This is a genomic window from Pseudomonas sp. S37, from assembly GCF_016658545.1.
Classification (GTDB): Bacteria; Pseudomonadota; Gammaproteobacteria; order Pseudomonadales; family Pseudomonadaceae; genus Aquipseudomonas.
This window is the reverse complement of the sequence record NZ_JACVZC010000014.1, coordinates 19,317-39,145: the sequence shown is the minus strand read 5'-3', so window position 1 is coordinate 39,145 and position 19,829 is coordinate 19,317. Positions and strand designations below refer to the sequence as shown.

Sequence of the window (19,829 nt, the reverse complement as noted above, 5' to 3'; positions counted from 1 at the left end):
TCAGGCATCCTCATACTCTTCAACGAGCTCATCAAACAGTTCCGACAGCGTATGGCAGATACTTCCAATTCTCGCCCACGGTTTTATGACTTCCGAAAAGTCATGAACGAACGCCTCCAGTTGGTTTATATCTTTCAACTCTTTAGCTTCGTTCACCGAGTTGCCGGCGTACGACGCGAGAAATAACCAGACGTCGGCCAGACGGCGACTTGCAGATGTCAGGTCTTTGCACCTGAATTGCAAATCCCTGACCAATGTCGAAACCCGCTCGAAGTCCCTGAGGGCTGGCATCAGCTTGGCCACCGTTTGCGCCAGTTGGTCACGTTGTTCGATCAGCGTATTCTTTTCTGCACGAATGCTTTCGGCTTTGGAGCCGAAGATGCCGCCGGTCACCGCCACGCCTATCGGTCCGAACCAAAGGCCAGTAAATGCATAACCGACGTTGGCAGCGTACTCAGTCGCCAGCTGATCGATCTTTTCATCCCACTCATCGAGTTGCTGGCGTTTTTCCAGAATGGCTTTGCTGGAGGCCTTCTCGTCGAAATGCTTGAGCAAGCGCCCCAAGCGCGGCTTGATCTCGCGCCTTATTTCACTATTGAACCAATTGGCGCGCGCATCGACATCATCAATGCGGCGTCGGGTATTTTCGATTTCCCTGACCAATTCGGTAATTCCAGGTGTCAGCACACTCTTCAGCTGCGCCTGCTCGTCTTCACTCAAGGGCGTAAGGTAAACGTCGTCGCCCTGTTCGGCCTTGCTCCGCTGGATCGCCAGAAACACATCGCAGTTTTCCAGATGGCTCAACAGGGCGCTGCCCCGTTGCACCAGGCTTTCGGCGAACAGTTCAATCTCCGGGCCCAACTGCTTGACGCTACGCTCCAGGGTGTCCCATTCATCGACGTGTCTGTGCAGCGCGCGGTAAAGCTCATACACAAGCGAAGCGTCCAGGTTCAAGGCTGCGTAATCAACTTCCTTTTCGACCTGCGCCAATGTACGTGGCAAAAGGTTCACCACATTGGCATACCGTTTTATTGCTTTCAGGTTTTCCGCAGTCAACAAGCTGCCTGCTTGCTGACCACTGGTCAATCGACTTTCAAGAAACTCGAAATAGCGCTCCGGCAGCAGTTTCACTTTGCTCACCGGGTCCATTTCTTCTACGGTATATTTTTCCGAGTCAGTTGCGACAGTCATCTCTCACCTCAAGATTTTGACCACTGCATGCACAATCATGCACTTGTAGTTTCTTGCTTCGCCGGGCGCCATACTGTCGCTTTGATAATGTATCGATGTGGGAAAGTTCGCCTTATTCCGAGGCTGACCGCTCAGCCCACCTGAAGCATTACCATGGCAAGACGCGTGGCCTTTGGCTAAAATGCGCCTCCGTTTCACCCTGTATCGAGCCCGCCGTGAGCAAACAACCCGACCGCCTCTTCGCCCAGCCCCTGGAGCAGGTACCCGACTTCGTCTTCAACGAGGACGTGGTGCGTGTATTCCCGGACATGATCAAGCGCTCGGTGCCGGGCTACCCGACCATTGTCGAAAACCTTGGCGTGCTGGCTGCGCGCTTCGCCCAGCCAAACACTGCGCTGTACGACCTGGGCGCATCGTTGGGTGCAGTCACCCAGTCGCTGCGCCGGCATGTGCGCAGCGAGGGCTGCCGGGTGATCGCGGTAGACAACTCGGCGGCCATGGTCGAGCGCTGCCGCCAGTACCTCACCGCCCAGGACTCGATGTTCCAGGAGCTGCTGCCGGTGCAAGTGCTGGAAGCCGATATCCTCGCCCTGCCCTTCGAGCCCGCCTCGGTGGTGGCGATGAACTTTACCCTGCAGTTCATCGCCCCCGACCAGCGCCTGGAACTGCTCGGCCGTATCCGCCAGGCGCTGCTGCCGGGCGGCGCGCTGATTCTCTCGGAGAAACTGCGCTTTGCCGATGAGCACGCGCAGGACTTGCTCAATGACCTGCACCTGGACTTCAAGCGGGCCAATGGCTACAGCGAACTGGAAATCGCCCAGAAACGCAGCGCCATTGAAAACGTGATGCGCCCCGATACCCTCGAGGCTCATCGGGAGCGCCTGCGTGCCGCCGGTTTCTCGAACGTGGTGCCCTGGTTCCAATGCCTTAACTTCGCCTCGTTGATAGCCCTGCCATGATCGATCTGTCCCCCCTCGTCCGCCGCTTGGCGGGCACGCCCTTGGCTTCCTGGTCGCAAGGCCTGCAAGCGCAACTGGACGCCAAGCTGGAAAAGGGCCACGGCGATCTCGACCGCTGGCGTGGCGCACTCGATGCGCTGCCCACTCTGCAACCCAGCGAAATCGACCTGGTAAACGGGCTGCGCCTGGACTGCGACTGCGACGACACCACCCGCACGCAGATGCGCCAGGCGCTGATGGGCCTGTCGCCTTGGCGCAAAGGGCCGTTCGAGCTGTTCGGCGTGCACGTGGACACCGAATGGCGTTCGGACTGGAAATGGTCACGGGTCAGCCCGCACCTGGACCTCAAGGGCAAGCGCGTGCTCGATGTGGGCTGTGGCAACGGTTATTACCAGTGGCGCATGCTCGGTGCCGGCGCCGACATGGTGGTGGGCGTCGACCCCAACTGGCTGTTCTTCTGCCAGTTCCAGGCCGTACAGCAGTACCTGCCCGAGCTCCCCGCCTGGCACCTGCCGTTCGCGCTGGAAGAGCTGCCGGCTAACCTGGAAGGCTTCGACACAGTGTTTTCCATGGGCGTGTTCTACCATCGCCGCTCGCCCATCGAGCACTTGTTGGCGCTCAAGGACTGCCTGGTAAAGGGTGGCGAACTGGTACTGGAAACGCTGGTGGTCGAAGGCGACGAAAACCAGGTGCTGGTCCCTGAGGACCGCTATGCGCAAATGCGCAACGTCTGGTTCCTGCCATCGGTACCGGCGCTGGAGCGCTGGTTGCGCCGTGCCGGCTTCAGCGATGTGCGTTGCGTCGATGTGAGCGTGACCAGCGTCGAAGAGCAGCGCAGTACCGAGTGGATGCGCTATCAGTCGCTGGGCGACTTCCTCGACCCGAATGACCACAGCAAGACCATCGAAGGCCTGCCCGCCCCACGCCGCGCCACACTGGTGGCACGCAAATAAAAAAGGCGCCCGTTCGGGCGCCTGAAAACACCTGCGGCTAGGAGCTGTCGCGGCGCAGGTGCTGTTACCTCAATCCTTTGCCAGCTCGCGGGCCTTCTCTTGCGCCTTGCGTTCGCGCTCGACAACGGCCTGCTGCTTGTCGCCGTGCAGGCGCTGCTGGTCTTCGCGGAAGGCTTGCCAGAACTGCTTCGAGCGCTCCGCACCGCCCTCGGCGTAAACGCTGGCGCTGCCCAGGGCAAGGGTGGCCAACAGCAGGTATTTGGTCAGGTGCATCGTGTTTGCCTCGTGATAACCGATCAGACAGGGCCATCCTGGCAGAGGCTGGCTAACGGCAAGGTGAGGCGGGGATTACAGTCCTGCAATGTGGGCTTGTTTCGCCTGTTCTGGCCTCTTCGCGGGCACGCCCGCTCCCACAGGGACTCCACAGTTTTCAGAATCTGTGGAGATCCTGTGGGAGCGGGCGTGCCCGCGAAGAGGCCGGAACAGACACCCACATAACACCAGGATTACAAATCCGTTATCTACGCCGCAGCCCCATTCTCATGCCGTAACATCCTGCCCCTTGACCCTGATGTCACTACAGGGTCAAGAATCGCCCCCTTTCATCACTCCGAGCCCCCCATGCGCCTACTGATCATCGAGGACGAGCTGCGTACTGCCGACTACCTGCAACAAGGCCTGCGCGAAAACGGCTACGTGGTCGACTGCGCCCGCACGGGCACCGACGGCCTGCACCTGGCCCGCCAGCAGCCCTACGACCTGGTCATCCTCGACGTCAACCTGCCCGAACTCGATGGCTGGACCGTGCTGCAGCGCCTGCGTGCCGAGTCGGCCACGCGCGTCATGATGCTCACCGCCCATGGCCGCCTGGCCGACCGGGTCAAAGGCCTGGACCTGGGTGCCGATGACTACCTGCTTAAGCCTTTCGAATTCCCTGAACTGCTGGCACGCATCCGCAGCCTGCTGCGCCGCAACGACCAGCAACTGCAACCCAGCACCCTGCGCGTCGCCGACCTGGAGCTGGACCCCGGCCGCCACCGTGCCTACCGCAGCGGGCAGCGCATCGACCTGACCGCCAAGGAATTCGCCCTGCTGCACCTGCTGATGCGCCAGACCGGCGAAGTGCTGTCTCGCACGCAGATCATCTCGCTGGTATGGGACATGAACTTCGACTGCGACACCAACGTGGTCGAGGTCTCGATCCGACGCCTGCGGGCGAAGATCGACGACCCGTTCGACAGCAAGCTGATCCATACCCTGCGTGGCGTGGGCTATGTCCTGGAGGCCCGTTTTTGAAAAACGCCAGCCTGTCGCTACGCCTGGGCCTGAGCGTGACGCTGATGGGCGCCGCACTGGTGCTGCTGCTGGCCTGCCTGGCGGTGTTCGCCCTTGATCACGAACTGGACAGCCGCGCCCGCAAGGACCTGGCGCGCAAGATGCTGCAGGTCGAGCACAACCTGCGCGTCGACCTGCGCAGTGAGGACCTGGGCAGCCGTGCCCACCCGTTGCTCGACCTGGTGATGGGGCACGACAACCTCAGCCTTAACGTGCTGGCGCTGGACAGCCGCCACCCGCACCTGCTCAGCCTGGGGCCTGGCCTGGAGTCACGGGTGGCTGAACTGCCCACCGCTGCCCGCCTGGCCTTTTACCCCTGGCGCGACAGCAGCGGCAACCAGATCCTTACCGTGACCCGGCTGATGCACCTGCGCGACAACACCCCGGTCAAGGTGATGATGTCGCTCAACCGCGCCGACGATAACGCCTTGCTCCAGGCCTACCTGCACTCCACCTTGCTGGCGTTACCGTTGCTGCTGGTGCTGATTGGTGCGGGCGCCTGGTGGCTGATGCAGCGTGGCCTGAAACCGCTGCGGCGCTTTCGGCGGATCGCCGGGCAGGTTTCGACCCAGGACCTGCAACATCGCCTGCCCACCAACGACCTGCCGCTGGAGCTGGCGGAACTGGCGCGCAGCATCAACGTGATGCTCGACCGCCTCGACCAGGGTGTCAGCCAGCTGTCGCAGTTTTCCGATGACCTGGCCCATGAGCTGCGTACGCCGCTGAGCAACCTGATGGGCAAGGCCCAGGTGACACTGGCCCGTGAGCGAGACAACGCCAACTACCGGGAGGTGCTGGAAGACAGCATCGAAGAGCTGACCCGGCTCAACCGCATCATCAACGACATGCTTTTTCTTGCCCAGGTCAGCCAGCCGCAGACTCAGGTGGCGCTCAAACCCTTGGCACTGGCTGACGAAGCGGCACGAGTGGTCGAGCTGTTTGCCTTCAGTGCCGAGATGAAAGAGGTTGAATTGGTTGTCGAGGGCTGGGGGACGGCAATGGGAGACCGCCTGATGTTTCAGCGGGCATTGTCGAACCTGTTGAGCAATGCCATTCGGCATAGTCCTGAGGGCGTGCCGGTCGAGTTGCAGATCGAACGTGTAGGCAGTGAAGTACGGCTATCAGTAGAGAACCAGGGGCCTGGCATTGCGGCCGAGCACCAGCCTCGCTTGTTCGAGCGGTTTTACCGGGTGGGCTCGGGGCGCTCGCGGCTGGAGGGCGGGACCGGGTTGGGGCTGGCGATCGTGAAGTCGATCATGCAGTTGCATGGGGGGCGGGTTGAAGTGGGCAGCAATCCCTTGGGGCCTACTCGCTTTACCTTGGTGTTTCCTGCCGAGTAATCAGTTGCCTGTGCCGGCCTATTAGCGGGTGAACCCGCTCCTACATCGATCGTTGTAGGAGCGGGTTTACCCGCGAAGAGGCCGGCACAGGCAACCAAAGAGTCAGCGCGAAGCCGCCACGATCAGCGCCTTCATCTCGGCTACAGCCGCCTTGAAACCAACGAACAAGGCATGCGCCACCAGCGCATGGCCAATGTTCAGCTCGTTGATCCCCTTGATCGCCGCCACCGCCTCGACGTTGTGGTAATGCAGGCCATGGCCGGCATTGACGATCAGCCCCTGGCCCACGCCAAACGCTACGCCATCGACAATGCGCTGCAACTCTTCAGCCACTTCGGTCGGGGTTTGGGCGTCGGCATAACGGCCGGTATGCAGCTCGATGGCCGGCGCGCCAACGCGGCGCGAAGCCTCGATCTGCCGCTCGTCGGCATCGATGAACAGCGACACCTCGGCACCGGTACGTGCCAGGCGCTCGACCGCCGCCTTGATCCGTGCCTCTTGCCCCGCCACGTCAAGGCCACCCTCGGTAGTCAGCTCCTGACGGGTTTCCGGTACCAGGCAGATATGCGCCGGGCGAATTTTTTCGGCAAAGGCCATCATCTCTTCGGTGACGCCCATCTCGAAGTTCATGCGCGTCTGCAGCACATCCTTGAGCACCACCACATCACGTTCCTGGATGTGTCGGCGGTCTTCGCGCAGGTGCACGGTGATGCCATCGGCGCCTGCTTCCTCGGCATCCAGGGCCGCCTTGACCGGGTCAGGGTAACGCGTGCCGCGGGCCTGGCGCAGGGTCGCCACGTGGTCGATGTTGACGCCAAGAAGCATGCGGTTGCTGTGAGTCACGAAAGGCTCTCCTGAAGATTGAGGCCCACAGCATACGTCGTGATCAGCGCTTGCGAAACAGTTCCCGGCTGACCAGCGGTTTTGCCCCCAGGTGAACCGCCAGTGCCTGGCGCATCAGGCGCTTGGCAGCGAGCAAGGCGCCGGGCGCATCCCAGTCGGCTTCGGCCAGGGCCAGCAGTTCGGTGCCGCGGAACAGGCCAGGTTGCACCAGTTCGACCCGCTCCAGGCCGGCATCCACACGCAAGCGGTACAGGCCGTCGGCGGCGATGAGCTGGTCATTGACGTCCTGGCTCAGGGAAAACGCATAACCGAGCTCATCCAGCAGCCGCCATTCGAACGAGCGCAGCAAAGGCTCCAGTGGTCGCCCTTCGGCCAGGGCTTGCAAGGTCAGGGTGTAGTGCTCGAACAGTGCCGGGAACGGCGCTTCGGCGGGCAGCAGGCGCATCAGCAGCTCATTGAGGTACAGCCCACTGAACAGCGCATCGCCATGCAGCCAGGCGGCGATGCCAGCGCTGTCCATGCGCCCCACATTCTTCAGCTCCCCGCGCCCGCGCAGCTCTACCTCAAGCGGCACGAACGGCCGCACCAGGCTGCCACCCTTGCCGCGTGCACGGCGCAATACAGCGCGCATGCGGCCCTGCGGGGTGAAAAAGTCCACCAGCGCGCTGGTTTCCTTGTAGGCGCGGCTGTGCAGGACGTAGGCCGGCTGGCCGACAGCTTGATCCATGTGCGATCTCTACTATTCACAAACAACTGTGGGAGCGGGTTTACCCGCAAATGCGGTGGTAAATCCACTGACGCATTCGCGGGTAAACCCGCTCCCACAGAGTAACCTGAGCAGTCAGGTGCAGTTACAGGTCGCCGTAGCCCAGCGAACGCAGGGCGCGCTCGTCGTCGGACCAGCCGCCTTTTACCTTGACCCACAGGTTGAGCATGACCTTGGAGTCGAACAGCACTTCCATGTCCTTGCGCGCCTCGGAGCCGATGCGCTTGATGCGCTCGCCCTTGTCGCCAATGATGATCTTCTTCTGGCCGTCACGTTCAACCAGGATCAACGCGTGGATGTGCAGCACATGGCCCTGCTGCTTGAACTCTTCGATTTCCACGGTGATCTGGTACGGCAGCTCTGCACCCAGCTGGCGCATGATCTTCTCGCGCACCAGTTCAGCGGCCAGGAAGCGGCTGCTGCGGTCGGTGATCTGGTCTTCCGGGAAGAAGTGGTCGTTTTCCGGCAGATGCTTGGCTATCTGTGCTTCCAGCGCTTCGAGGTTGTGCCCCTGTTGCGCGGAAATCGGCATCACCTCGGCGTTAGGCAGCTGTTCCTGCAGCCACTGCAGGTGCGGGATCAACTCGGCCTTCTCTTCCATGCGGTCGGTCTTGTTGACCGCGATGATCAGCGGGCCGGTCACGTACTGCACACGCTCCAGTACCAGTTGGTCCTCGTCGGTCCACTTGGTACGGTCGACCACGAAGATCACCACGTCGACGTCCTTCAGGGCCGCCGAGGCGTTGCGGTTCATGTAGCGGTTCAAGGCCTTGTCGTTGGCCTTGTGCATACCGGGGGTATCGACATAGATCGCCTGCACGTCGCCCTCGGTCTTGATGCCGAGCATGTTGTGGCGGGTGGTCTGCGGCTTGCGCGAAGTAATCGCCAGCTTCTGGCCGAGGATGTGGTTAAGCAGGGTCGACTTGCCGACGTTGGGGCGGCCGACAATGGCTACGTAGCCACAGCGGGTCGGGTTGTTATCAGTCATTGCCATTCTCCACGCCCAGGGCGATCAGTGCAGACGCGGCAGCGACTTGCTCGGCAATACGCCGGCTAACGCCCTGGCCACGACTCTTGTTGTTCAGCAGCACCACTTCGCATTCGACGAAGAAGGTGCGGCAGTGCGGTTCACCCTGGATATCCACTACTTCGTAACGCGGCAGCTCACAGCTGCGCGACTGCAGGAACTCTTGCAGGCGGGTTTTCGGATCCTTGTTGGTGTCGACCAGTGTCAGGCCTTCGAACTCATTGGCCAGCCAGGCCAGCACGCGCTCTCGGGCCGTTTCCATGTCGGCATCCAGATAGATGGCACCAATCAGGGCCTCCAGCGCGTCGGCCAGGATCGACTCACGGCGAAAACCGCCGCTCTTGAGTTCGCCCGAACCCAGGCGCAAGTACTCACCCAGGTCAAAACCACGTGCCAGGCGGGCCAGGGTCTCACCCTTGACCAGGCGTGCGCGCAGGCGCGACAGCTGGCCTTCGCGGGCCTGCGGAAAACGCTCGAACAGCGCTTCACCGGCGACGAAGTTGAGAATGGCGTCACCGAGAAACTCCAGGCGCTCGTTGTTGCGCCCGGCATAGCTGCGATGGGTCAGCGCCAGGAGCATCTGGTCCTGGTTCTTGAAGGTGTAACCGAGCTTTCGCTCCAGACGGGCAAGGGAAGCACTCATGCGGCCACCCGTTGGTTGTTCAACGCGTTGTTCAAATCAACATCCTGAAAGACTGTTTGGCTGTGGTTCGCCACGTGATGTGCGGCGAATCTCCCGATCCCTGAGAACACAGCCTATGTCAGAAATGCATTCGGCGCTGTCTGCTGGACAGCGCCGATGGGTATCAATGGATCAGGCCGACCCGCGACAGGTTGGGCAGGTGGCTGAGTTTCGGCTCTGGCCAGCTCATCCACACTGCAAAGGCCTTGCCGACAATATTCCGGTCCGGAACCATGCCGTGCAGTTCCTTGGGAATGTTCGGGTCATCCCAGAAACGGCTGTCGTTGGAGTTGTCGCGGTTGTCGCCCATCATGAAGTAATGGCCTGCCGGCACGGTCCACTGCTGGTCCGGTGGCATGCGATAACGGCTCATTTCCTTGCGGATCAGGTGTTCGGCCTCGCCGAGCTTTTCCTTGTACAGCTCGGCGCTGCCCAAGGTACCCGGCTCGCTGCCCACCAGCTGTTCGGCAATCGGCTGGCCGTTGACGAACAGCCGCTTGTCGTTGGTGTAGCGCACCACGTCGCCCGGCAGGCCAACCACACGCTTGATGTAGTTGACGTTCGGGTCGCTCGGGTAGCGGAATACCATCACATCCCCGCGCTGCGGGTCACCCACCTCGATGACCTTCTTGTCGATCACCGGCAGGCGAATGCCGTACGAGAACTTGTTCACCAGGATGAAATCGCCCACTTCCAGGGTCGGTTTCATCGACCCCGAAGGGATCTGGAACGGCTCGACCAGAAACGAGCGCAGCACCAGCACGATGAACAGCACCGGGAAGAACGACTTGCCGTACTCGACCAGCAACGGCTCCTTGTTCAGGCGCTCGACCACGGCCAACTCGGGCTGGCTAACGCTGCCCTGGTAGTTGGCAATTGCCGCACGCCGGCGCGGGGCCAGGAACAGCAGGTCGATCAAGCCCAGCAGGCCGCAGACGAATACGGCGATGACCAGCAACAGCGGGAAATTTAGCGACATAGGACCTAGCTATCCAACCTGAGCACGGCGAGGAAGGCTTCTTGTGGAATCTCCACGTTGCCCACCTGTTTCATGCGTTTCTTACCGGCCTTCTGCTTCTCCAGCAGTTTCTTCTTACGGCTGACGTCACCACCGTAGCACTTGGCCAGTACGTTCTTTCTGAGCGCCTTGACGGTTGTCCGCGCAATGATCTGGCCGCCAATGGCTGCCTGGATCGCCACATCGAACATCTGCCGAGGGATCAGTTCCTTCATCTTCTCGGTCAACGCACGGCCTTTGTAGGCCGCGTTGTCGCGGTGCACGATCAATGCCAGGGCATCGACCTTGTCGCCGTTGATCAGCACATCCAGCTTGACCAGGTTGGCCGACTGGTAGCGATCGAAATGATAGTCCAGCGAAGCATAGCCGCGGCTGGTGGACTTGAGGCGGTCGAAGAAGTCCAGCACCACTTCGTTCATCGGCATGTCATAGCGCACCTGCACCTGGCTGCCGAGGAACTGCATGTCACGCTGCACGCCGCGCTTCTCGATGCACAGGGTGATGACGTTGCCCAGGTGCTCCTGCGGCACGAGGATGGTCGCGGTGACGATCGGCTCGCGGAAATCGGTGACCGAAGACACGTCCGGCAGCTTCGACGGGTTGTCAACGATGATGGTTTCGCCAGTCTTGAGCTCAAGCTCATAGATTACGCTGGGCGCCGTGGTGATCAGGTCGAGGTCGTACTCGCGCTCCAGGCGCTCCTGGATGATCTCCATGTGCAGCATGCCGAGGAAGCCGCAACGGAAGCCAAAGCCCAGGGCATCGGAGCTTTCCGGCATGTACTGCAGCGACGAATCGTTCAGCGTCAGCTTCTGCAGCGCGTCGCGGAAGTCTTCGAAGTCATCGGAGCTGACCGGGAACAGGCCAGCGTAGACCTGCGGCTGGATTTTCTTGAAGCCTGCCAGTACTTCCACTTCCGGGGTGGAGGACAAGGTCAGGGTGTCACCAACCGGTGCACCATGGATGTCCTTGATGCTGGCAATGATGAAGCCTACTTCACCGGCTTTCAGATCAGCGGTCTGGGTATGTTTCGGGGTGAACACACCGACGCTGTCGACCAGGTGCACCTTGCCGGTGGACTTGACCAGGATCTTGTCGCCTTTCTTGACGCGGCCCTGGCGCACACGCACCAGCGAGACCACGCCCAGGTAATTGTCGAACCAGGAGTCGATGATCAGCGCTTGCAGCGGTGCATCGATTTCGCCTTCAGGCGCCGGGATGGAGTGCACCAGGCGCTCGAGCACCTCGTCCACGCCCATGCCGCTCTTGGCGCTGCAGGCCACGGCGTCGGTGGCGTCGATACCGATGATTTTCTCGATCTCGTCCTTGACGCGGTCCGGGTCGGCCTGGGGCAGGTCCATCTTGTTCAGGACCGGCATCACCTCCAGGCCCTGCTCGATGGCGGTGTAGCAGTTGGCCACGGACTGGGCTTCGACGCCCTGGCCGGCGTCGACCACCAGCAGTGCGCCTTCACAGGCCGCCAGCGAGCGCGAGACTTCGTAGGTGAAGTCGACGTGGCCGGGGGTGTCGATGAAGTTCAGCTGGTAGGTCTTGCCGTCCTGCGCCTTGTAGTGCAGCGTGACGCTGTGGGCCTTGATAGTGATACCGCGCTCACGTTCCAGGTCCATGGAATCGAGGACCTGGGCTTCCATTTCGCGCGCCGACAGGCCACCGCACATCTGGATGAAACGGTCGGCCAGCGTCGACTTGCCATGGTCGATGTGGGCGATGATGGAGAAATTGCGGATATGACTCAAATCACTCACAGGTCAACACTCGAAAAGGCTGCGAGCCGGACGCCCGCCGAAAAATAGCCGGGAATTGTACCTTAAGCTTCTGGGTTATGGGAGATTCCTCTGTCCGACTGTACACAGCAATTATCCGTACAATTGTGAATATTCATGAAAAAGGGCAGCCGAGGCTGCCCTTTTTCCCTTGCCAGCCCGTTTATTCAGCGAGCTTGAAGGTAATGAAGCTGGCACGGCCCTGACGCAGCACGCGCATCGACACCGAACGGTTCTTCGGCAGCTCCTTGGCGATTTCGGTGAATTCCTTGGCCGAACCGATGGCCTGGTTGTTCAGGTGGCTGATGACATCACCCGGGCGCAGGCCGATCAGCGCTGCCGGGCCATCCTGAACTTCCTTGATGACCACGCCGCCCTTGAGCTCCAGGGATTTCTTCTGCTCGGCGGTCAGGTCGGCCACCGAGACACCCAGGCGGTTGCTGCTGCGCTCGGCGCTGCCTTCGGCACCGGTGCCAATGTCGGCGTCGTCATCCGGCATCGCACCCACGGCTACATCCAGGGTCTGGCGCTTGCCGTTGCGGATGATTTCCAGCTTGGCCTTCTCGCCATCTTTCAGGCTGCCGACCAGGTGCGGCAGGTCGGCCGACATGACGATCGGCTGGCCGTTCATGCTCAGGATCACGTCACCCACCTGCAGGCCGCCCTTGGCTGCCGGGCCGTTTTCCAGCACCTGGGCCACCAGGGCACCGGCCGGCTTGTCGAGGCCGAAGGATTCAGCCAGGTCTTTGTTGACCTCCTGAATCACCACGCCCAGCCAGCCGCGGCTGACCTTGCCGTCTTTCTTCAGCTGGTTGGAAACATCGATCGCCACGTCGATCGGGATGGCGAACGACAGGCCCATGAAGCCGCCGGAACGGGTGAAGATCTGCGAGTTGATACCCACCACCTCACCCTTCATGTTGAACAGCGGGCCACCGGAGTTACCCGGGTTGATGGCCACGTCGGTCTGGATGAACGGCACATAGGTGTCGTTGGGCAAGGTACGCCCCTTGGCACTGACAATACCTTTGGTCACCGAATGGTCGAAGCCGAACGGCGAACCGATGGCCAGTACCCACTCGCCCACCTTGAGCTTTTCGGAATCACCCAGCTTCACGGTGGGCAGGTTCTTGCCTTCGACCTTCAACAGGGCCACATCGGTACGTGGGTCGGTGCCGATCAGCTTGGCCTGCAGTTCGCTGCGGTCTGACAGGCGGACGATGATCTCGTCGGCATCGGCCACCACGTGGTTGTTGGTCAACACATAGCCATCGCTGGAAATGATGAAGCCAGAGCCCAGCGACATGGCTTCACGCTGCCGATCACCGCGCGGAGAGCGCGGCTGCTGCGGCATGTTGCGCTCGAAGAACTCGCGGAACATTGGCGGCAGGCCTTCCAGGTCCGGCATCTGCCCTTGGGCAACGCGGCGGTCCGGCAGCTTCTGCTTGGTACTGATGTTGACCACCGCCGGCGAGGCTTGCTCGACCAGGGTGGTGAAGTCCGGCAGGGCTTCCTCGGCCTGGGCGCTGAGCACCTGGCCGAGCATCAGCACGGCGGCGAACATCGTGAGGTAGGATTTCAAGCGTGGTATTGACATACGGCTCCCGTCAAAACGAGCGGTAGTTTAGAAAGACCCCTGCACAAAGCAGGAAAGGCCAGGCTCCTGAAAGCCTGACCTATAGAAAATTTGCCGATGGATTGCAAATGACAATGCTTTAATTTCATTTCAGCCGTATGTCCGCCCGCCTTGGCATCGCCCGCAAAAGCGCGCCATCACTGGCGTGCCTGGGCATCCTGGGGGCGCATCGACAGCGCGACGCGTTCTGCCGTTCCCAGCGGGATTTCGCCGACCACGGTCACCATCACCTTGCCCTTGGGCGTGTTCAAACGGCGCGAAACCGCCGAAGTCGGGCCCAACTGGGTGCGCATGTCGGTGCCGCCATCGTCTTTCACCGGCTCGAGAAACACCGAGAAGCGCGCCAGGCCATCGTCATACATCAAGCTGCTGACCGAGCTGTTTTGCTTGGGATCGCGGCGCACCGAACTGTTGACCAGTTCGAAGCCAGGCGGCAGCCAGTCCGAGCGCCAGCCTGCGACGGCGTCATTGCTGACGGCGGTGGCAGGCTGCACCGGTTTGCAGGCTGCGCTGGGGCGCAGATCCGCATCACTGGGCAGTTTGTCGGTATCGAGGCGGGTCATCTGGAAGCGTTCCAGCAACTGCCCCTTGTCGTTGAGCATCAACGAGCGCAGCGGCAGGCCAGTGTTTCGATCCAGATGCAATTCAAAGGCGTAGCGGTGCTGATCACGTGGGGCCAGTGTGACAATCACTGCGTCGCGCCCGGCGACCCGCGACTTGCCCACCACGCTCAAGTCGTACCAGCCCATCAGCTTCAGTGGATCAAGCACGCGCTGTGCAGCGTCTGGCGGCGCCGTGACACTGCTGGCCAAGGCCCCGCTGACACACTCCACCTTGCCATCCACGCGCACGATTTCCTGGGCGGCGCCATCGAGCTGCAACAGCCGCTCGCTGACCTTGCCGTCCTGGACCTTGTGCCAGATATCGTGGGAAGAGAAGCTGCCGTTGCGTTCGTAAACGAAAGAGCCTTGGTAGCTCTGCTTTTGCTCGGCCTGTGCCAGCTTGTTCAGCCACTCACTCGCCTCAGGCGAAGAGTTGGCTGCCAACGCTGGCACCGTCATGCAGCTGCCAATCAGCAGCGACAGGAGAGGTAGCGCGCGCATGATCCTCCTTACTTAACGGTTTTCCAGGCTGGCAGCGCGGGCATATGGCAATGCGGTTTCAGTGCCCTTGAGCGCAGATTCCTGGGCATGCTGGCGCAGGTAACCTGGCAGACGCTGATCCCAGCCGGCCTGGTTCTGCAGCACGCCGTTGGCCATTGGCCCGGTCGGTTGCTCACTGCTCTCACTATAGCCTGCCAAAACAGCCGGGCCTTGTGCTTGTGGCACGCTCAGGCCTTGCTGGACCGGCTGCTGGGCAGCCAGCTCGGCGCCAGTGATCTCATCCTGGTTGTACATGCGTACACCCGCCAGCACGGCCACGGTGACCGAAGCCGCGACCGCCAGGCGGCCAATGCTGCGCCAAGGGCCTTTCTTGACCTTGGCCGGCACGGCTTCGTCAGCCAGCGCCGCAGACACCGCCGAGGCGATATCCAGGTTGGGCAGCAGCAGCTCCTTGTGCATGGCTGCACGGGCAACCTGGTAGCGCGACCAGGTGGCACGGGTTTCGGCATCGTCGACGGCGCTCAGCACCCGACGCAATTCCAGTTCGTCCGCTTCGTTATCCATTACCGCGGACAGCGATTCCTGCAAAGCTTCACGACTCATGGCGGTTCCTCTCTTGGCTGTCGCCGCTGTCTCAGGTTTCCTGCAACAACGGCTGCAGGGCTTTGTCTATGGCCTCCCGAGCGCGGAAGATTCGAGAGCGCACGGTACCCACCGGACATTGCATGACACTGGCAATGTCTTCGTAACTCAGTCCGTCGAACTCACGCAGGGTCAATGCCGTGCGCAAATCTTCGGGCAGTTGCTGGATGGTGCGATGGACGGTGCCTTCGATTTCATCCCGCAACAACGAGCGCTCTGGGGACTCGAGATCCTTGAGACCATGATCGCCGTCGTAAAACTCCGCATCCTCGGAGCTGACATCGCTGTCTGGTGGCCGTCTTCCACGGGACACCAGGTAGTTCTTCGCCGTGTTGATGGCGATGCGGTACAGCCACGTATAGAACGCACTGTCGCCGCGGAAATTGCCAAGCGCACGGTAGGCCTTGATGAAGGCTTCCTGTGCTACGTCCTGGGCCTCGTGGGTGTCGTGAACGAACCGCACGATCAACCCGAGAATCTTGTGCTGATACTTCAGCACCAACAGATCGAACGCTCGCCTGTCGCCGCGCTGAACGCGCTCGACAAGCTGCTGATCCTCTTCCTGGGTTAGCATGAACACTCCTCAGTGAACTCGAAGGAGCGTTGCAGCAGCCATCGTTCAGGCTTGCAACCATAGACTCGGGCTTTGCGCAAAAGTTCTCCCCTCCAAGCAAGTTTCCTGCAGCCCTTGGTCGGCTTGCACGGAAGACGCGGCGCGGACACGGCCGGCTACGTCGATAATCAGGTTTCGAATACGCAGAGGTCAGCCCGGAAAGGCCTGCCACCCTGCGTCGCCGCGGCAATTTGTGGCGTGCGGGCAGCCTTCATAGGATTTCCGGCCATGTCGGAAAGTTCCCACAAAGGTTGACGCGCGCCTCGGTAAGTGGCCAAGCGGCATGGAAATTGGCCACCTCGGGCTGCTATAAAGGCAACCCGGCCAAGTTTAACGATAGTTTCACAATGCCACCTGCGCGTGACTATTGTGCCGCGCCCCCTCCAAAGATTACTAGTGTCCCGACATGAGCCAACAATTCCAACATGATGTCCTGGTGATCGGCAGCGGTGCCGCCGGTCTCAGCCTGGCACTTAACCTCCCCCGCCACCTGCGCGTTGCCGTGCTGAGCAAGGGCGACCTGGCCAATGGCTCGACCTTCTGGGCCCAAGGCGGTGTCGCAGCGGTGCTGGACAATACCGATACCGTGCAGTCGCATGTCGAGGACACCCTCAATGCTGGCGGCGGCCTGTGCCATGAAGACGCGGTGCGGTTTACCGTCGAGCACAGCCGCGAAGCAATTCAGTGGTTGATCGAGCAAGGCGTGCCCTTTACCCGCGATGAGCACTACAGCGTCGACGACGGCGGCTTCGAGTTCCACCTTACCCGCGAAGGCGGCCATAGCCACCGGCGCATCATCCACGCCGCCGACGCCACTGGCGCAGCCATTTTCACCACGCTGCTGGAGCAGGCCCGCCGGCGCCCGAACATCCAGCTGCTGGAGCAGCGCGTGGCCGTCGACCTGATCACCGAGCGTCGCCTGGGGCTGCCAGGTGAGCGCTGCCTGGGCGCGTACGTGCTCAACCGCAACACGGGCGAGGTGGACACCTTTGGCGCACGCTTCACCGTGCTGGCCACTGGCGGTGCGGCCAAGGTCTACCTCTACACCAGCAACCCCGACGGCGCCTGTGGCGACGGCATCGCCATGGCCTGGCGGGCCGGTTGCCGGGTGGCGAACCTGGAATTCAACCAGTTCCATCCGACCTGCCTGTACCACCCGCAGGCCAAGAGCTTCCTGGTCACCGAAGCCCTGCGCGGCGAGGGCGCCTTGTTGCGCCTGCCCAATGGCGAGCGCTTCATGCCGCGCTTCGACCCGCGCGAGGAACTGGCCCCACGCGACATCGTCGCCCGTGCCATCGACCACGAGATGAAGCGCCTGGGTGTGGACTGCGTGTACCTGGACATTACCCACAAGCCGGCCGAGTTCATCAAGAGCCACTTCCCCACCGTGTACGAGCGCTGCCTGGCGTTTGGCATCGACATTACCCGCCAGCCGATCCCGGTGGTGCCCGCGGCGCATTACACCTGCGGCGGGGTGATGGTCGACGACCGTGGCCACACCGATGTGCCTGGCTTGTATGCCATTGGCGAAACCAGCTTCACCGGCCTGCACGGCGCCAACCGCATGGCCAGCAACTCGCTGCTGGAATGCTTCGTCTATGGCCGCGCCGCGGCGGCCGACATCGAGGCGCACCTGGAGCAGGTGGCCATGCCCGAGGCCCTGCCGGGTTGGGATGCCAGCCAGGTTACCGATTCGGACGAAGATGTGATCATTGCACACAACTGGGATGAGTTGCGGCGATTCATGTGGGACTACGTCGGTATCGTGCGCACCAGCAAGCGGTTGCAGCGGGCGCAGCACCGTATTCGTCTGCTGCTGGATGAAATCGATGAGTTCTACAGCAACTACAAGGTCAGCCGTGACCTGATCGAACTGCGTAACCTTGCGCAGGTGGCCGAGTTGATGATCCTGTCGGCGATGCAGCGCAAGGAAAGCCGTGGCTTGCATTACACGCTGGATTACCCGGGGATGCTGGACGAGGCCAAGGACACGATTCTGAGCCCGCTCTGAAAACAGCGTCACGGCCTTCGCGGGTAAACCCGCTCCCACAGGTACTGCACAGGCTCCAGAATCTGTGCAGCACCTGTGGGAGCGGGTTCACCCGCGAAGGAGCCAGCAGGGTATGACGCTATGCACGGCGTACCGCTGCCCACCTGCGCCGGCTGAACTTCAACCTCACCCGCAAACGCCGATGCTCATCCGCCCCCAGCGCATCCCGAGGCACACACTGGCTTTGCCCCAACCAGTGCCCTGCGCGCTGAAAACGCAACACCACCAACCCCGGCAACGCCACGCTGTCCCGACACAAGCGCACCGGCTGCCAGCCACCGCCACGGCTGAACACCTGCCAGCCGCGCACATCACGGCGCAGGCCGACAACGGCATGCTCATGGGTCAGCAGAATACGTCGGGGAATGGCCCAGGCAGCGTGGGCAAGACAGGCGGCGGCGACAGTAAGGGCCAACCACCCAGGCAGCGGGCTCGCCCACACGGCAAGCCACGCCAGTACCTGGCACGCCAGGTAGGCCGCTAGCAGCAGGCGCGAGCCTTGCCAGCGGCACTCGAAGCACTCACTTGGGCTGGACACGGTCCAATATGATGCGAACCATGCGCTGCAACTCCGGGTCTTCAGACTCGGTGCGCTCCATGAACCAGCCGAACATGTCCTGGTCCTCGCAGCTCAACAGCCGCACGTACAGGTCGCGGTCGGTCTCGTTGAGGGTGGAGTAGACTTCCTGGGTGAAAGGCACCAGCAGTACGTCCAGTTCCAGCATGCCGCGGCGGCTGTGCCAGAAAAGCCGGTTGAGTTCAGTTTGTTCGACCATGGGGCCCTCCTCGAATGGCCCGCCAGTATACAGCCAGGCGAGCGAAGCGACACCGGGCGTTGGTCTAGTCACCTACCTATTTTGTTACCGGCGTTCTATGATGGCCGCCAGTCTTTAGCCACCGCGATGACCCATGGCCGATTCCGCTTTCTTTTGCCCCCTGTCCCACGAGGGCATCCTCGCCGTCCGCGGCTCCGATGCAGGCAAGTTCCTGCAAGGCCAGCTGACCTGCAACATCAACTACCTCAGCCAGGAACATGCCAGCCTTGGCGCCCGCTGCATGGTCAAAGGGCGCATGCAGTCCAGCTTCCGCATCCTGCCCGAAGGCAATGGCTACTTGCTGGCCATGGCCAGCGAACTGCTCGATGCGCAACTGGCCGACCTGAAGAAATACGCCGTGTTCTCCAAGGCCACACTGACCGATGAAAGTGCCGCCTGGGCACGCTTCGGCCTGCAAGGTGGCGAAGCGGCACTGCAGGCGCTGGGGCTCGAAGTGCCGGCAGCAGCTGGCAGCACCGTGCGCCATGACGGGCTGATTGCCATTGCCGTGTCCGCTGGCCGGATAGAGCTTTGGGTGCCGACGGACAACGCCGAGCCTGTGAGTCAGGCCCTCGCCGCTACCCTGCCGGAAGGCTCGGTCAACGACTGGCTGCTGGGGCAGATTCGCGCCGGCATCGGCCAAGTCATGGGCCCGACGCGCGAGCTGTTCATCCCGCAGATGATCAACCTGCAGGCTGTCGATGGCGTCAGCTTCAAGAAAGGTTGCTACACGGGCCAGGAAATCGTCGCGCGCATGCAGTACCTGGGCAAGCTCAAGCGCCGCCAGTACCGCCTGGCACTCGACCAGCAAGCCATTCCAGCCCCGGGCGCCGAAATTTTCTCGCCCACCCATGGCTCGTCGGTCGGTGAAGTGGTGATTGCAGCCAGCAGCGGCGCGGGCTGCGAGCTGCTCGCGGTACTCAGCGCCGATGCGGTTGAAGACAACAACCTGCACCTGGGCAGCCTGGAAGGCCCGCGCCTGCAGGTGCTGACCCTGCCTTACGAACTGGACCGCGACCGGGAAATCCAACGCTGACCAGCCTGCCCCGCCCGCGAGGCGGGGCCGCACCAC

20 protein-coding genes are annotated in these 19,829 nt (G+C 61.8%); 6 read left to right on the top strand and 14 right to left on the bottom strand.

Going from position 1 to position 19,829, the window contains the following annotated elements; all coding sequences use genetic code 11:
* A complete protein-coding gene (locus IAE39_RS07760; protein WP_201200971.1) occupies positions 1–1,191 on the bottom strand; it encodes an alpha-xenorhabdolysin family binary toxin subunit A in 1,191 nt (396 codons plus the stop codon).
* Between the two features lie 215 nt (positions 1,192–1,406).
* Here IAE39_RS07760 and cmoA point away from each other — a divergent pair, with 215 nt between their 5' ends.
* Together cmoA and cmoB are read left to right on the top strand one after the other, a co-directional pair.
* Entirely contained in the window at positions 1,407–2,150 is a 744-nt protein-coding gene (gene cmoA / locus IAE39_RS07755) for a carboxy-S-adenosyl-L-methionine synthase CmoA (protein ID WP_201200960.1), read from the top strand.
* Positions 2,147–3,103: a tRNA 5-methoxyuridine(34)/uridine 5-oxyacetic acid(34) synthase CmoB gene (gene cmoB / locus IAE39_RS07750; protein ID WP_201200958.1), complete on the top strand. Its 957-nt coding sequence runs from the start codon at positions 2,147–2,149 to the stop codon at positions 3,101–3,103. Before cmoA ends, cmoB begins: the two co-directional genes overlap by 4 nt.
* Before the next feature lie 69 nt (positions 3,104–3,172).
* Here cmoB and IAE39_RS07745 read toward each other — a convergent pair whose 3' ends face one another.
* Positions 3,173–3,376 (bottom strand): hypothetical protein, encoded by a 204-nt coding sequence (locus IAE39_RS07745; protein WP_201200956.1) that lies wholly within the window; start codon positions 3,374–3,376, stop codon positions 3,173–3,175.
* Positions 3,377–3,724: 348 nt separating this feature from the next.
* Between IAE39_RS07745 and IAE39_RS07740 the strand changes: the two genes are divergently transcribed.
* Together IAE39_RS07740 and IAE39_RS07735 are read left to right on the top strand one after the other, a co-directional pair.
* Positions 3,725–4,399 carry a heavy metal response regulator transcription factor gene (locus tag IAE39_RS07740; RefSeq protein ID WP_201200954.1) on the top strand — a complete coding sequence of 225 codons (675 nt, stop codon included), beginning with the start codon at positions 3,725–3,727 and terminating at the stop codon, positions 4,397–4,399.
* Positions 4,396–5,778: a heavy metal sensor histidine kinase gene (locus IAE39_RS07735; protein ID WP_201200952.1), complete on the top strand. Its 1,383-nt coding sequence runs from the start codon at positions 4,396–4,398 to the stop codon at positions 5,776–5,778. Before IAE39_RS07740 ends, IAE39_RS07735 begins: the two co-directional genes overlap by 4 nt.
* Positions 5,779–5,880: 102 nt before the next feature.
* Here the strand turns inward: IAE39_RS07735 and pdxJ are convergent, their stop codons facing one another.
* The 10 genes from pdxJ to rpoE form a co-directional block, all read right to left on the bottom strand.
* Positions 5,881–6,603, bottom strand: a complete 723-nt coding sequence (gene pdxJ / locus IAE39_RS07730; RefSeq protein WP_236548460.1) for a pyridoxine 5'-phosphate synthase — start codon at positions 6,601–6,603, stop codon at positions 5,881–5,883.
* Between the two features lie 61 nt (positions 6,604–6,664).
* Positions 6,665–7,348, bottom strand: a complete 684-nt coding sequence (gene recO, locus IAE39_RS07725; RefSeq protein ID WP_201200949.1) for a DNA repair protein RecO — start codon at positions 7,346–7,348, stop codon at positions 6,665–6,667.
* A 124-nt stretch (positions 7,349–7,472) separates the two neighbouring features.
* Positions 7,473–8,375, bottom strand: a complete 903-nt coding sequence (gene era, locus IAE39_RS07720; protein ID WP_016498176.1) for a GTPase Era — start codon at positions 8,373–8,375, stop codon at positions 7,473–7,475.
* Positions 8,368–9,057 (bottom strand): ribonuclease III, encoded by a 690-nt coding sequence (rnc, locus tag IAE39_RS07715; protein ID WP_009684761.1) that lies wholly within the window; start codon positions 9,055–9,057, stop codon positions 8,368–8,370. Before rnc ends, era begins: the two co-directional genes overlap by 8 nt.
* A 163-nt stretch (positions 9,058–9,220) precedes the next feature.
* Entirely contained in the window at positions 9,221–10,075 is an 855-nt protein-coding gene (lepB, locus tag IAE39_RS07710) for a signal peptidase I (protein ID WP_110742721.1), read from the bottom strand.
* 5 nt (positions 10,076–10,080) lie between these two features.
* On the bottom strand, positions 10,081–11,880 hold the full coding sequence (gene lepA / locus IAE39_RS07705; RefSeq protein WP_201200947.1) for a translation elongation factor 4: 1,800 nt from the start codon (positions 11,878–11,880) through the stop codon (positions 10,081–10,083).
* A 181-nt stretch (positions 11,881–12,061) separates the two neighbouring features.
* Positions 12,062–13,462, bottom strand: coding sequence for a DegQ family serine endoprotease (locus IAE39_RS07700; RefSeq protein ID WP_442968428.1), 1,401 nt, complete (start codon positions 13,460–13,462; stop codon positions 12,062–12,064).
* Between the two features lie 209 nt (positions 13,463–13,671).
* Positions 13,672–14,637, bottom strand: coding sequence for a MucB/RseB C-terminal domain-containing protein (locus IAE39_RS07695; protein ID WP_201200943.1), 966 nt, complete (start codon positions 14,635–14,637; stop codon positions 13,672–13,674).
* 12 nt (positions 14,638–14,649) lie between these two features.
* On the bottom strand, positions 14,650–15,240 hold the full coding sequence (locus IAE39_RS07690; protein WP_201200935.1) for a sigma-E factor negative regulatory protein: 591 nt from the start codon (positions 15,238–15,240) through the stop codon (positions 14,650–14,652).
* Between the two features lie 31 nt (positions 15,241–15,271).
* Positions 15,272–15,853: an RNA polymerase sigma factor RpoE gene (gene rpoE, locus IAE39_RS07685; RefSeq protein WP_003252049.1), complete on the bottom strand. Its 582-nt coding sequence runs from the start codon at positions 15,851–15,853 to the stop codon at positions 15,272–15,274.
* 445 nt (positions 15,854–16,298) lie between these two features.
* On the opposite strand from rpoE, the gene nadB reads away from it, so the two are divergent.
* The gene (gene nadB / locus IAE39_RS07680) at positions 16,299–17,903 is read left to right on the top strand and encodes an L-aspartate oxidase (RefSeq protein WP_201200933.1); all 1,605 of its coding nucleotides are present in this window, start codon (positions 16,299–16,301) and stop codon (positions 17,901–17,903) included.
* Between the two features lie 118 nt (positions 17,904–18,021).
* Here nadB and IAE39_RS07675 read toward each other — a convergent pair whose 3' ends face one another.
* Positions 18,022–18,480 carry a protein YgfX gene (locus IAE39_RS07675; protein WP_201200931.1) on the bottom strand — a complete coding sequence of 153 codons (459 nt, stop codon included), beginning with the start codon at positions 18,478–18,480 and terminating at the stop codon, positions 18,022–18,024.
* A complete protein-coding gene (locus IAE39_RS07670) occupies positions 18,464–18,718 on the bottom strand; it encodes an FAD assembly factor SdhE (RefSeq protein WP_201200929.1) in 255 nt (84 codons plus the stop codon). The genes IAE39_RS07675 and IAE39_RS07670 overlap by 17 nt, the downstream gene beginning before the upstream one ends.
* 133 nt (positions 18,719–18,851) lie before the next feature.
* On the opposite strand from IAE39_RS07670, the gene ygfZ reads away from it, so the two are divergent.
* The gene (gene ygfZ / locus IAE39_RS07665) at positions 18,852–19,793 is read left to right on the top strand and encodes a CAF17-like 4Fe-4S cluster assembly/insertion protein YgfZ (protein ID WP_201200927.1); all 942 of its coding nucleotides are present in this window, start codon (positions 18,852–18,854) and stop codon (positions 19,791–19,793) included.
* Positions 19,794–19,829 lie beyond the last annotated feature (36 nt).